Origin of the sequence: Blautia schinkii (assembly GCF_013304825.1) — a bacterium.
GTDB classification, from domain to species: Bacteria; Bacillota; Clostridia; order Lachnospirales; family Lachnospiraceae; genus Blautia_A; species Blautia_A schinkii_B.
This window is the reverse complement of the sequence record NZ_JAAWUO010000004.1, coordinates 212,388-225,891: the sequence shown is the minus strand read 5'-3', so window position 1 is coordinate 225,891 and position 13,504 is coordinate 212,388. Positions and strand designations below refer to the sequence as shown.

15 protein-coding genes are annotated in these 13,504 nt (G+C 45.8%); 9 read left to right on the top strand and 6 right to left on the bottom strand.

What is annotated here, in order from left to right; all coding sequences use genetic code 11:
• Positions 1 to 111: 111 nt before the first annotated feature.
• Entirely contained in the window at positions 112 to 1,029 is a 918-nt protein-coding gene (locus HFM85_RS05175; protein WP_173738842.1) for a LysR family transcriptional regulator, read from the bottom strand.
• A 191-nt stretch (positions 1,030 to 1,220) separates the two neighbouring features.
• Between HFM85_RS05175 and HFM85_RS05170 the strand changes: the two genes are divergently transcribed.
• A complete protein-coding gene (locus HFM85_RS05170) occupies positions 1,221 to 2,144 on the top strand; it encodes a 4Fe-4S binding protein (protein WP_118169340.1) in 924 nt (307 codons plus the stop codon).
• A 196-nt stretch (positions 2,145 to 2,340) separates the two neighbouring features.
• Complete coding sequence (locus tag HFM85_RS05165; protein ID WP_044961021.1) at positions 2,341 to 4,323, top strand: sodium-translocating pyrophosphatase; 1,983 nt, start codon at positions 2,341 to 2,343, stop codon at positions 4,321 to 4,323.
• A 182-nt stretch (positions 4,324 to 4,505) separates the two neighbouring features.
• Here the strand turns inward: HFM85_RS05165 and HFM85_RS05160 are convergent, their stop codons facing one another.
• The 5 genes from HFM85_RS05160 to HFM85_RS05140 form a co-directional block, all read right to left on the bottom strand.
• On the bottom strand, positions 4,506 to 5,132 hold the full coding sequence (locus HFM85_RS05160) for a stage V sporulation protein AA (RefSeq protein ID WP_173738841.1): 627 nt from the start codon (positions 5,130 to 5,132) through the stop codon (positions 4,506 to 4,508).
• A 17-nt stretch (positions 5,133 to 5,149) separates the two neighbouring features.
• The gene (locus tag HFM85_RS05155; protein ID WP_173738840.1) at positions 5,150 to 5,506 is read right to left on the bottom strand and encodes a SpoVA/SpoVAEb family sporulation membrane protein; all 357 of its coding nucleotides are present in this window, start codon (positions 5,504 to 5,506) and stop codon (positions 5,150 to 5,152) included.
• A 2-nt stretch (positions 5,507 to 5,508) separates the two neighbouring features.
• A complete protein-coding gene (locus HFM85_RS05150; protein ID WP_173738839.1) occupies positions 5,509 to 6,564 on the bottom strand; it encodes a stage V sporulation protein AD in 1,056 nt (351 codons plus the stop codon).
• Entirely contained in the window at positions 6,561 to 7,019 is a 459-nt protein-coding gene (locus tag HFM85_RS05145) for a SpoVA/SpoVAEb family sporulation membrane protein (RefSeq protein WP_173738838.1), read from the bottom strand. The genes HFM85_RS05150 and HFM85_RS05145 overlap by 4 nt, the downstream gene beginning before the upstream one ends.
• A gap of 78 nt (positions 7,020 to 7,097) precedes the next feature.
• The gene (locus tag HFM85_RS05140) at positions 7,098 to 7,514 is read right to left on the bottom strand and encodes a stage V sporulation protein AB (protein ID WP_173738837.1); all 417 of its coding nucleotides are present in this window, start codon (positions 7,512 to 7,514) and stop codon (positions 7,098 to 7,100) included.
• A gap of 221 nt (positions 7,515 to 7,735) precedes the next feature.
• Here HFM85_RS05140 and HFM85_RS05135 point away from each other — a divergent pair, with 221 nt between their 5' ends.
• From HFM85_RS05135 to rpsJ, 7 genes are all read left to right on the top strand, one after another.
• Positions 7,736 to 8,467: a tRNA threonylcarbamoyladenosine dehydratase gene (locus HFM85_RS05135; protein WP_173738836.1), complete on the top strand. Its 732-nt coding sequence runs from the start codon at positions 7,736 to 7,738 to the stop codon at positions 8,465 to 8,467.
• Between the two features lie 82 nt (positions 8,468 to 8,549).
• Positions 8,550 to 9,464 (top strand): UDP-N-acetylmuramate dehydrogenase, encoded by a 915-nt coding sequence (murB, locus tag HFM85_RS05130; RefSeq protein ID WP_173738835.1) that lies wholly within the window; start codon positions 8,550 to 8,552, stop codon positions 9,462 to 9,464.
• A 39-nt stretch (positions 9,465 to 9,503) separates the two neighbouring features.
• Complete coding sequence (rapZ, locus tag HFM85_RS05125; RefSeq protein ID WP_173738834.1) at positions 9,504 to 10,382, top strand: RNase adapter RapZ; 879 nt, start codon at positions 9,504 to 9,506, stop codon at positions 10,380 to 10,382.
• 17 nt (positions 10,383 to 10,399) lie between these two features.
• Complete coding sequence (gene whiA / locus HFM85_RS05120; protein WP_173738833.1) at positions 10,400 to 11,356, top strand: DNA-binding protein WhiA; 957 nt, start codon at positions 10,400 to 10,402, stop codon at positions 11,354 to 11,356.
• Entirely contained in the window at positions 11,353 to 11,607 is a 255-nt protein-coding gene (locus HFM85_RS05115) for an HPr family phosphocarrier protein (protein WP_015526913.1), read from the top strand. Before whiA ends, HFM85_RS05115 begins: the two co-directional genes overlap by 4 nt.
• A 145-nt stretch (positions 11,608 to 11,752) precedes the next feature.
• On the top strand, positions 11,753 to 12,838 hold the full coding sequence (locus HFM85_RS05110; protein ID WP_173738832.1) for a hypothetical protein: 1,086 nt from the start codon (positions 11,753 to 11,755) through the stop codon (positions 12,836 to 12,838).
• Positions 12,839 to 13,183: 345 nt separating this feature from the next.
• On the top strand, positions 13,184 to 13,501 hold the full coding sequence (rpsJ, locus tag HFM85_RS05105) for a 30S ribosomal protein S10 (RefSeq protein WP_015526916.1): 318 nt from the start codon (positions 13,184 to 13,186) through the stop codon (positions 13,499 to 13,501).
• The last annotated feature ends 3 nt before the right edge of the window (positions 13,502 to 13,504 follow it).

Sequence of the window (13,504 nt, the reverse complement as noted above, 5' to 3'; positions counted from 1 at the left end):
GAGATCCGACTCTGTCGGGTGAGATAAAAAACGAAAAACGGCTGTACATATCGTAAGAGCGATATGTGCGGCCGTTTTTTAACGGATCTGAGAGGAATCCTGTAAAGCTGCCTATTCCTGCTCCAGAACACCCATGACAGAGGGCAGTTCCAGCTGCTGATAGGTGTGAAGGATCTTTTCCAGCTCAAAGATAGCAGGGGTAAGAAACTTATTCTTGTGATAGACCAGCTTGAATTTCCGGTTCCATTCCCCTGCTTCGTTGCAGAAGACCCGGACTGAACGGTGACGGATCTCATGATGCATAAGACGGATGGACATAACAGAGAGCATCTGGTTATACAGCACTGCGTTCAGCAGTGCCTGCGGACTGTTGGCTTCCCAGGCAGTCCGGATCTTCAGATCATGGCGAAGGGTGTAATCTTCAAAAAGCTGTCTGGTACCGCTTCCATATTCCCGGACTGCAAATTTCTGGTTGTTCAGCTCCTGGTCATGGATGCGTCCTCTGCGGTAAAACGGATGCTTTTTTCCGGCGGCAAGGACCAGACAGTCGTCGATGATGGGAAGAACGACAAGGTCCGGGGAATGGATCTCACCTTCTACCACAGCAGCGTCCAGCTCAGAACGCAGAAGCTTCTGTTCGATATTTTGCGTGTTGGTGACAAAGGAGTAAACGTCAAGGTCCGGGATTTTTTTCTGCAGATCCAGGATAATGGATGGGGTCAGGCAGGTTCCCACAGTGAGGGTGGAGCCAAGCTTCAGGGTGGAAGACTGTCCCTGATTCTGCATCAGCTCTTCCAGCTGCTGAAACTGGCGGATCATTTCACGGGCATGGGGAAGAAGAATCTTTCCCCGTTCTGTGAGATAAAGCTTTTTTCCAAGACGTTCAAAGAGAAGGCCGTTATAATGAGCTTCCAGCTCACGGATGGCCTGACTGACTGTTGGCTGGGAAAGATAAAGATGTTTGGCAGCAGCACTCATGGAGCCCTGTTCCGCAACGGCCGCAAAAACAGTGAGATGGCGGATGGTCATATGGAATCTCCTTTTATTGTAAATTGGTATATAGGTAAAACCTATCATTTTTATAAAATAATATCATTTCTCAAATACATCTTCAAGTGGTATAGTAGGAAGTACGTGAAAACGATTTCAACATTGCAAAATACAGGGCAACGATACCGTGGGAAAGTATCGGAATGCCGGTGAGACCAGGAGGAGGAAATATGTCAGCATTAACTGTAAGCAAAGAGGAAGAGAAAAGACTGAAGGGGCAGGGGTTTTTAAATAACCGGGGAACCGATGAATTTTCTGCACGGGTGATCACTGTAAACGGAAAGGTGACAGCGGCACAGCACAGATGTATGGCGGAAGCAGCAGAGAAATTCGGCAACGGAAATCTTACCTACACGACCAGGCTCTCCGTGGAGATCCAGGGAATCCCCTATGAAAAGATCGAAGAGTTTCAGGAATTTATTGCGAAGGAAGGTCTGGAGACAGGAGGAACAGGAGCAAAGGTCCGACCGGTAGTATCCTGCAAGGGAACCACCTGTCAGTATGGACTTCTGGATTCCTATGCAATTTCAGAAGAGATTTTCCAGAGATTCTATAAAGGCTACCGTCAGGTTGCACTGCCGCATAAATTTAAGATCGCAGTAGGCGGATGCCCGAATAACTGTGTGAAACCAAATCTGAACGATGTGGGGATCATCGGACAGAGGATCCCGCACTTTGACAGCGAGGCCTGCAAGGGCTGTAAAAAATGTGCCATTGAAGCTGCATGTCCAAACAAAGTGGCGAAAGTCGTTGACGGGAAACTGCACATTGATGAGGAGCTTTGCAGACACTGCGGAAGATGTGTGGGAAAATGTCCGTTCCATTCCATCCCGGACGGTACCTACGGATTCAAGATCTATATCGGTGGACGCTGGGGAAAGAAAATTTCTCACGGAAAGGCCCTGAACCGGATCTTTACGTCAGAGGAAGAGGCACTGGATGTTATTGAGAAGGCAATCCTGCTTTTTAAGGACCAGGGATTAAAGGGAGAACGTTTTGCCGAGACTATAGAACGAATTGGATTCGAAAATGCAGAAAAACAATTATTGGAAAAAAATCTTCTGGAAAGAAAAATGGAAATTTTGTCCAAATAGAGATATAAAAAAACTTCCTATTATATAAGCTGTCTGAAACTGAAAAAATGCGAGCAATAATATAAAAAAATTTTATTTCATTTATATAAAATTTTATTATATCACAATATTAACAAAAAACTAAGTGAAAATTCTATTTGAAATATGCAAAATAATGTGATAAAGTATTAACAATACATGAACGGAGGTAAAAAGAGTGGAAAACTACATGTATTTGGTGCCGGTGGCAGCAGTACTGGCACTTCTGTTCGCAGCATACCTTGCAGCGAAGGTCAGCAAGCAGGATGCAGGAACAGACAGAATGAAGGAGATCGCAGGTGCGATCGCAGAAGGTGCCCGCGCCTTCTTAACAGCAGAGTACAAGATCCTGGTTATTTTCGTGGCCGTACTTTTTGTACTGATCGGAATCGGAGTTGGAAGCTGGGTAACAGCAATCTGTTTCGTAGTAGGTGCTCTGTTTTCAACAATCGCAGGATACTGCGGTATGACCGTTGCAACAAAGGCTAATGTAAGAACAGCAAATGCAGCAAAAGAGGGAGGAATGAACAAGGCTCTTTCCATTGCATTCTCCGGCGGTGCTGTTATGGGTATGTGTGTTGCAGGCCTTGGTGCACTTGGTGTCAGCGTTGTGTATATCATCACAAAGAACGTTGACGTACTTTCCGGATTCAGCCTTGGTGCTTCTTCCATCGCACTGTTCGCACGTGTTGGTGGCGGAATCTATACAAAGGCAGCTGACGTAGGAGCTGACCTTGTAGGTAAGGTTGAGGCAGGAATCCCGGAGGATGACCCTCGTAACCCTGCTGTTATCGCTGATAACGTAGGTGATAACGTAGGTGATGTTGCCGGTATGGGCGCAGACCTTTTCGAGTCTTATGTAGGATCTCTGGTATCTGCTCTTACACTTGGTGCGGTAGCCGGAGCAGTTTCCGGTGTTCTCTATCCGCTGGCTATTGCAGGCTGTGGACTGATCGCATCCATCATTGCAACATTCTTTGTAAAGGGTGATGATAATTCCAATCCGCAGAAAGCCCTCACAAGAGGAAGCTATGTATCTGCAGCACTTGTTATCATCGTGTCCCTGATCCTCAGCAAGACTCTCTTCGGAGACATGAAAGCAGCCATCGCTGTTATCGCAGGTCTTGTTGTTGGTGTCATCATCGGAAACATTACTGAGTACTATACATCTGCAGATTACAAACCGGTTCAGGGAATCGGCGAGCAGTCTGAGACAGGTGCAGCTACAACTATCATCAGCGGTATTGCAGTAGGTATGAAATCTACAGCATTCCCGATCCTGCTGATCTGTGTTGGTATTTTTGTAGCATACGGTGTGGATGGATTATACGGAATCGCTCTTGCAGCAGTTGGTATGCTTTCCACAACAGGAATCACAGTTGCAGTTGACGCATATGGTCCAATCGCTGACAATGCCGGTGGTATTGCAGAGATGTCAGGTTTGGATGAATCTGTTCGTGAGATCACAGATAAGCTTGACTCTGTAGGTAACACAACAGCAGCTATGGGTAAAGGCTTTGCAATTGGTTCCGCAGCACTTACAGCACTTGCTCTGTTTGTATCTTATGCAAATGCAGTAAATCTGGATGCAATCAATATCCTTGCTCCTCGTGTTACGATCGGTATCTTTATCGGTGGTATGCTTACATTCCTTTTCTCAGCTTTCACTATGGAATCTGTTTCCAAGGCTGCTTACAAGATGATCGAGGAAGTAAGACGTCAGTTCCGTGAGAAACCAGGTATCATGAAGGGTACAGAGAAACCGGATTACAAATCATGCGTTGCGATTTCAACAACAGCAGCTCTTCATGAGATGATGCTTCCTGGAATCATGGCAGTTGTTGTTCCGGTTATTGTTGGAGTTGTTCTTGGTGTTGAGGCTCTTGGAGGACTTCTTTCAGGTGCTCTTGTAACAGGTGTACTGATGGCAATCTTCATGTCCAACGCAGGTGGTGCATGGGATAATGCCAAGAAATATATTGAGACAGGACATCACGGCGGAAAAGGCAGCGAGGCGCACAAAGCAGCCGTTGTCGGCGATACAGTCGGCGACCCGTTCAAAGATACTTCAGGTCCGTCCATCAACATCCTGATCAAGCTTATGACTATTGTATCTCTGGTATTCGCTCCTCTGTTTTTATCCATCGGAGGACTTCTGTAATCAGAAAAACAGTAAACCCATATTATATAAAAAAAGCTCTTTGCAGAGGAATCTGCAGGGAGCTTTTTTACATCATGCAAAGGTCGCTCAAGGTGATCTGCAGCAGATAAAGAATACGGCAGGCAGACCTCTTTCTTACATGATCTGCGGATGTTCTGTCCAGAGCTGGTACAGGATTTTGCCTATATTTCTTTAGCAGGGTTCTGCGTCCGTTCTGACTGTTCGATCAGTGTCTGGTTCACATCATCCTCGTAGGTACGCATCTGCACCTGCATGGGAGTAGGATCATCGGAAAGCTTCGCATGACCGAAGTGGTTGAAAAAGATCAGAACTCCAAGTCCGATCCCGACAGAATAGGAAATCTCCAGAACCGTAAATCCGTTGGAGCTTTTTCCCATAACAAGGGTGTAGAGCTGGTCAAAAAGACCTCCGAGGTCAACGTCATTATTGAAAGTCATAATAGAGAAGGCTGCCCCAAAAAAAGAAACCAGGCATACGAAGAAAATTTTAACATAGCGAAATATCGTGCCTGTGGAAGAGCTGATCCGGTAGGTGATGATAAAATCCGTTTCTCCGATGGGAGAAATATTAATGGAAGGTTCCACTTTCAGGATCATTTTCAGAAGATCCGAGACGGACATTACATATCGGCCAGGTTTCATGGGATCCAGGACCATTACCTGCATGACGCGGAGGCGGTTGAGCTTTTTTGCATCAGCCATGGAAAGGGCGGCAATGTCCTGGAGATATACATGAGGATTTGTGACCTCAATGTTCTGATCGAGCTGCAGATATAAGGTATCACTCATGAAAAGACATCTCCTTTTTATTTTTTCATCTTAGGACGGAAGAGGAAGCTGGCCAGATAGGAAAAGATGAGAGCCGAGGATACACCGGCTGCGCAGGCGGTAAAACCTCCGGTAAAAAGGCCGAGAAGCCCATCTTCTTCAATGGCTTTTTTCATGCCTTCCCATAATACATGGCCGAATCCGATCAGGGGTACAGAAGCTCCTGCTCCCGCAAAATCCACAAGAGGCTTATAAAAACCGACTGCACTGAGAAAGGCACCGGCGCAGACAAGAAGCACCATGACGCGGCCGGGCATCAGCTTGGTTTTGTCCAGAAGAATCTGGACCAGGGCGCAGATCAGTCCGCCTACCCAGAATGCGTTGAAATAATTCATGATCATACCTCCACATGTTCAATGACAACAGCGTGGGCAATGCCGGGGATGCTGTCACCTTCGTTGAAACTTACCTTGGAAAGAAGTGCTCCTGTTGGTACAAAAAGAATTCGTTTCCATTCGCCGGATACAACTTTGGGAAGAATATAGGCGGCAAGAACTGTGGCAGAACAGCCGCAGCCGCTTCCTCCTGCGTGGGTATCCTGTGTCTCGTTGTCATAGATCAGGATTCCGCAATCCTGATGTATAGGAGAGAGATCGATATTCTGCTCGCCCAGAAGATCCAGAAGGATTTTTTTTCCGATAACACCAAGGTCGCCTGTAAAGACTGCATCATAATCAGAGGGAGTGCGTCCGAAGTCTGCAAAATTCCGGGTAATGGTATCGCAGGCGGCAGGAGCCATACATCCACCCATATTCATGGAATCTTTCAGACCGTAGTCCATGACTCTGCCGGCAGTGAGACCTGTGATGGCAGCACAGCCGCCGGAAGAGCGGAGAGGAGAGTTTTCCCCGGGAGGAGCAGTGTTTAAGATACAGGCTCCGCTTCCGGTGACAGTCCAGGTTGCAGAAAAAGGCCGCTGGTTTCCATATCCAAGTGGAAAGCGGAACTCTTTTTCCGCGCTGGCAAAATGACTGGAGGTTGTGCATAGAACACGGCTTCCGAAACCGGCAGTGAGAGCCAGGGAACCAAGGGAGAGAGATTCGCCCATGGTAGAGCAGGCTCCGTACAGTCCGTAAAAGGGAATTCCGATTCCGGCAGAGCCGAAGCTGGTAGCTGCAGTCTGGGCAAGCAGGTCTCCTGCGAACATCAGCTGCACGTCTTCAGGAGTAAGACTGCAGCGGTTCATGGCAAGCGTGGCGACCTCTTTTTGAAGGGTGCTTTCTGCCGATTCCCAGGTATCACAGCCAAACATAGGATCTTTGCAGATCATGTCAAAAAGATTTCCCAAAGGTCCGTCTCCTTCTTTCTGGCTCACAATAGAAGCACAGCTTTCAAAATAAAGAGGGGAGTCGAAACCAATGCTTGCAGCACCATTATGAAGATTTTTTATCATGAGATCACCTCCAGAATTTTCAGGATGTAGTAGATCACGCCAAGAGCCCAGGCACTCATAATGCCGTAGAGAATCACAGGACCTGCAATGGTAAAAATCTTGCAGCCAATACCGAATACCTGTCCTTCTGCCCGGAATTCAATAGCAGAAGCTGCTACGGAATTGGCGAAGCCTGTAATTGGAACAAGACTTCCTGCACCGCCGAATTTGCCGATTTTCGGATAGATACCGAATCCGGTGAGAATCACACTGAGCAGGATCAGAAGGACAGAACACCAGGTTCTGGCGTCAGACAGGTCCGCGCCAAGAGAGTGGGCGGTATCTGTGATAAATTGTCCAAGCAGGCAAATCAGTCCTCCTGTAAAAAAAGCTTTCAACATATTTAAAGGGAGACTATGCGTTGGGGTAATCTGTTTGACATATTTTTCGTATTTTTTTTCATCGATATTGCGCATGAAAATGCTCCTTTCGCAAAAATGTGAATAATTGGATGCGAATATCTGTTTGATAATTTTGGCATCCGGTTTTGTACATTACATCCAGCCCTGTGCATAATAAAGAAGAGAACCTAAGGTTTTTCCGGCAGCAATTGAAAGGATCACGAGTGACATTCCAGGGGAAAGCTTTATCCTTCGGACAAATACAGGGAAAACTTTTGCGATCTCTGCAAGTGCGAGAATCCAGCCGCCAAGGAAAATGCCGAAGAAAACGCCGCACAGTGCAAGAAACCATGTGCCAAGGGGAAGCGGGATATGAAAGAGAAAAACTACAGTGCCGGCCACAGTTCCCAGAAGGGACATGTCTTCGTACAGAAAAATATAGTCAGCTGTATGTGTGACCCCAGCATAGCGTGGGACGATAGAAAGGCCGATCAGAAGCCCGGAAACACCTCCAGCTACAATGATACCGGCGCAGAATCCTACAAAGCACAGAAAAATCAGTTCAGGCATGATAAGAACCCTCCTTTGACAGTAAAGTTAGTATTGGAAAATATAAAAATTTTATGCGCAGATCTTAAAAAATAAGAATATCTGTACATTTTCAGCCGCAGATAGTATAATAAAGTTGCTGTTTACACGACAAGCAGCAGACGAATGAAGAGAAATGTGGAAACATTGGAAGTTAAATGTTTTTGCAGTGGAAATACATGGAATAGCAGAGGAGGACGGATATGCAGGATGCTTTTTCTCGTATGGAATTGCTTGTGGGAAATACAGGCGTAAAAAAACTCAGCAGGGCGAAGATCGCAGTATTCGGCCTTGGCGGAGCTGGTTCCTGCGCAGTCGATGCGCTTGCAAGATGCGGCGTGGGCAGTCTGACTCTGGTAGATCATGAGAAGATTACGCTGCCTGATATAAGCAGTCAGATCCTTGCAGTACATTCCACAGTCGGGATGAGTAAGGTTGAGGTTGCGAAGAAGAGGATCCATGATATTGATGAGGGAATCCTGGTGCATACCTATGAGACATTTTATAAAGAGGAGACAGCGGGGATGTTTGACCTGCGGTCTTTTGATTATGTAGTGGATGCTATGGGGACACTTTCTTCCAAACTGCTTCTGATCAGCAGAGCGAAGGAAGCCCGTGTGCCGGTGATCTCATGCCTGAATATGGGAAGTAAGCTTGATCCGTCCAGACTGGAAATCACAGATATCTCAAGAACAGCTGTATGTCCGGCTGCCAGGATTATGAAGGCGGAGCTTCGTAAACGGGGGATCCGTAAACTGAAAGTTCTTTATTCCAAGGAGCCTCCGGCAAGGGAGAAGCTTTTCAGGCGTGGCCGTAATGGGGCAGTTCAGCCACAGGAAGGAAATATTTCTTTTGTGTTTGGTGCTGCAGGATGTTTTCTAGCGGGAGAAGTGGTGCGAGATATTTTGACAACAGGAACCACTGGCAGAAGCTGATATAAAAGGAGACGGGGAAGGATACTTTTATCCTTATGACATATAAATAGAAATAAAACAGAAAGACAGAGGAACGGGAATTTTGAATCAGGAAATTAAAAAAATATTTTGCGATCTTCTTGGCGAAGATCGTGTTTTTACTGATGAACCTATGAAGCAGCATACAACTTTCAAAATCGGGGGACCGGCCGATTATTTTCTGGTGCCGGAGTCCGGGGAGGAAGCTGGTGAGATCATAAAGATCTGTAAACAGACAGATATACCGTATTTTATTCTTGGAAACGGAAGTAATCTTCTGGTGGGAGACGGCGGTTATCGCGGTGTCGTGATCCAGATTTACAGAAATATGTCAGCAGTGACCACAGAAGGAACTATCATCACAGCACAGGCTGGTGCACTGCTTTCTTCGGTGGCAGCAGTTGCTAAGAATGCTTCTCTTACGGGCTTTGAGTTTGCAGGCGGCATTCCGGGAACTGTGGGCGGTGCGGCTGTTATGAATGCAGGTGCTTACGGCGGTGAGATGAAAGATGTTCTTGTGGAAGTCACAGTGATGGATGCAGATGGAAATATTTTTACGATTCCTGCAGAGAAGCTGGAACTTGGATATCGTACCAGCATCATCAAGAAAGCCGGCTACATTGTGTTGGAAGCGAAGATTCGTCTGGAAGAAGGCAATCAGGAAGCAATCAGGGAGCGGATGAAAGAGCTGACGATCCAGAGAACCACCAAGCAGCCGTTGGAATTTCCAAGTGCAGGAAGTACCTTTAAGAGACCGGAAGGATATTTTGCAGGAAAGCTTGTAATGGACAGTGGTCTCCGGGGATATCAGGTTGGAGGAGCCCGGGTTTCTGAGAAACACTGCGGTTTTGTGATCAATGCAGGTGGAGCCACAGCGAAGGATGTCCGTACGCTGATGGAGAATGTTCGTGATATCGTATATAAGAAATATGGAGTTACCCTGGAACCGGAAGTGAAGTTCCTGGGTGAGTTTGAATGAATTAAGATAAACCGGGAATCAGGGAAAGGAAGAGAAAGTATGCGTTTTGTAATTGTGACAGGAGTTTCGGGAGCCGGAAAAACAGCTGCGCTTAAGATGTTGGAGGATATGAATTATTTCTGCGTGGATAATCTTCCAATCCAGCTTCTGGAAAAATTTGCTTCTCTTCTTCCTGAGATGCAGGGAGAGAATGTGAGAAACGTTGCGCTTGGGATTGATGCAAGAAGCGGAAGCGCACTGGATGAACTGGAAGTTGTTCTGGACCGGATGAAGAATACCGGATATGAGTATGAGATCCTTTTTATGGATGCAGAAGATTCTGTGCTTGTGAAGCGTTACAAGGAATCCAGAAGAAGTCATCCTCTTGCAAGAACAGGAAGAATCGATGAAGGAATCCGTCTGGAAAGAGAGAAAACAAAATTCCTGCGCAGACGTGCAGATTATATTATTGATACCAGCCATCTTCTTACAAGGGAACTTCGCCAGGAGATCGAGAGGATATTTGTAGATGACAGAGAGTTCAGTAATATCATGATCTCTGTTCTTTCCTTTGGCTTCAAGTACGGGATCCCGGCAGATGCTGACCTTGTGTTTGATGTGCGTTTTCTGCCGAATCCCTATTATGTGGATGAACTCCGTCCTCTTACGGGACTTGATGATGCAGTATTTAATTATGTGATGGAGAGTGACACAGCGAAGACTTTTGCTGGCAAGCTGGAAGATATGATTCGTTTTCTGATTCCAAATTATATTAAAGAGGGAAAAACAAGCCTTGTGATCGGCATCGGATGTACAGGTGGCAAGCACCGCTCTGTTACCATTGCCAGAGAACTTTTTTCCAGGCTGTCCAAGTCCGAGGATTATGGAATACGCCTGGAACACAGGGATGCAGAGAAGGACAGGCTTCTGAAAAAATAATAAAAAGAGGGTTCGGGATGTCATTTTCGGGAAAAGTCAAAGAGGAGCTTGCAGGACAGATAAGTACTGCAAGGCACTGTCAGGTTGCGGAGATGGCCGCTCTGCTCTGCGGATGCGGCCATGTGGAAAATCTGACCGATGGAAGCAGAAAACTGTGGATTCAGACAGAAAATGAAGCAGTTGCAAGAAAAAGCTTTACATTATTGCGAAAAACCTTTAATATAGAGACAGCGATTGTTATCCGGGAAGGGTCCCAGCTGAAACGGGGTAAGGTGTATCTGGTAGAGGTGGCTGATCCTGTAAGAGCAGAACAGGTGCTGCAGGGGACGAAGCTTTCCGTGGATAATGAAACCGGGTTACTTGAAATGGATAATTCGCTTGTGGTTCAGATGAATTGCTGCAAGCGTGCATTTATTCGCGGAACTTTTCTGTCGTCGGGTTCGATCAGTGATCCTGAGAAGGGATATCACTTTGAAATCGTATGCCCTGACAGCAGGAAGGCAGAACAATTAAAGGGGATTATCCGCAGCTTTCACGTGGAAGCTAAGATTGTGGTGCGCAAGAAATCATATGTGGTCTATGTGAAGGAAGGCGCGCAGATCGTTGACATGCTGGCAGTCATGGAAGCGAACGTAGCTCTGATGGATCTTGAGAATATCCGGATACTGAAAGAGATGCGTAATTCAGTAAACCGCAAGGTGAACTGTGAGGCTGCGAATATCAATAAAACGGTAAATGCGGCAGTGAGGCAGGTAGAAGATATACAGCTGATCAGCAGGACCGTCGGCTTTGAAAGTTTAAGTGATGGACTGGCTCAGATTGCCAGGCTGAGGCTTAAGTATCCGGATGCCACACTGAAAGAATTAGGTATGATGTTGAATCCGCAGGTGGGCAAATCAGGTGTGAATCACCGGCTTCGTAAGCTGAGTGAGATCGCAGATGAGCTGCGGGAGAACAAGGAGGAGCTATTATGATTAAAAAACCAATCACTATCAACTTATCCACTGGACTGGAGGCAAGACCAGTAGCGCAGCTTGTACAGGTTGCGAGCCAGTTTAACAGTGAAATATATGTTGAGATTGGCAAGAAAAGAGTTAATGCCAAGAGCATTATGGGAATGATGACGCTTGGTCTTGACGCTGGAGAAGAGATCACACTTTCTGCCAATGGTGATGATGAGAATGCAGCAATGGAGAGCATTGAGCAGTATTTAAGCAATCAGTAGTCAATCTGGACAGAGCAGTCTGTGAAGAGAATTTCTTCCAGACGTGGAACATAAAGGGATACAGACGGAAAGGAAGACCGATTCCCGCTGTATCCCTTTACGCTTCAAGTGGATTTCTACTAAGTAAGAAAGAGGAAGATTACCTATGTCGAAAGTATTAAAATTTATTGTACATCTTGTTGTAATATGTACTCTGATCTGTGTGCTGGGACTTGTTCTGCCACCATTTTTCGGAGTAAGGACCGTGATCGTAGATAAATCAGGAGATGCAACGAACCTGCCTGTAGGCTCTGTTACATATGCGATCCCGGAGAAGTCTTCTGAGGTAAGTGTGGGAACACCGATCCTGGTACAGAATGATTCTAAGACATATAAATATACGATCACCAATCTTGATGCTGCCAAAGGAACTGGAACTGTTGCAGACCAGTCCGTTTCCGGCGGAAAGACACTCACGATCAAAGTGGGAGATTACGTTCCGAAAGTTGTTGTTACGATCGGTTTTATCGGCTATCTTCTTGTGGCAACAGAAAGTATTGAGGGACTTATCATTCTTGGTCTTGTGGTTCTTTTTCTGATTATTCTCTATGTGATCGCAGAACTCTGGAAGAAGGATCCGGAAGATTTTCAGGATGATATGGATGATCCGGAGCCTGGATATGTGAAGTCCAAGAAGGAACTCAAACGTGAGGAGAAAGCACGTGCCAGAAGAATGAAGGAAGAGGACAGAGAGATTCTTCAGGAAGAGAAGGCGCGTAAGAAAAAGAAGAAAAAAACAGATAAGCGCAAGGTCCGCACAGGCGGTTTTGTGGACGAGATTGATGAGGATGATGTTACAGAGCCTGTATCCGGCAGAAGAGTTTCTGCGATGAAGCAGACAGCACAGACAGCAGCCAGCGAAGCACATGCAGAACTGAAGAAAGAGATTGCAGCAGCAACATCTGAGGATAATGATGTAGTTGCACATCTTGAGAGAACAGAGCGTACAGTTGCAGAGAAAAAAGCAGCGAGATCGAAGAAGATACAGCCGGAAACTTTTATACCTGATGAAGAGCAAGAGCCGGTTGCTATCGGAAATCTTGCAATGCCGTCCCTTACAGCGGCACAGCTCGCCAGCCGTGTTAAGAAAGCAGGAGATGCTCCTGATATTGTGAAGGATGATATCACCAATGTTACATTATTTGATTACTCAGATATTATCAGCGGTGAACATGAAGAGCTGGATGAATAAATAACTACCTATTATATAAGAAGAAAACGGTTCAGAAATGAGCCGTTTTTTTATTTTCAAAAAAATTAAAAAAAATAAAAAAAACACTTGCATTCTTAAAGAACATCGTATATACTAATCCTTGCTGTGACATTGATAGCTATGAAGCGCGAGGTTGCTGCCACGCTGGCAGGTTTTCCGTGGAGCGAATGTCAAGTTAGGAAACTGACGACAAGTCACTGTACAAAGTTCAATAACCATCATGGGATGGGCGTGTGTGTAAATATACCATGACACACACGGAGATGTGTACAGTCGCCGCTTGTCGTACTGCTATATAAGTACGAATAGGAGGAGACTTTTTTTATGGCAAATCAGGTAATGAGAATCACATTAAAGGCATATGATCATCAGCTCGTTGATGCATCTGCAGCAAAGATCATCGAGACAGTAAAGAAGAACGGTGCAATGGTAAGTGGGCCGGTTCCGCTTCCTACTAAGAAAGAGGTTGTTACAATCTTAAGAGCTGTTCATAAATACAAAGATTCCAGAGAGCAGTTTGAGCAGAGAACTCATAAGAGACTTATCGATATCCTGACACCAACTCAGAAAACAGTAGATGCACTTTCCAGACTGGAAATGCCGGCTGGTGTTCACATCGATATCAAAATGAAAAATCGTTAATAA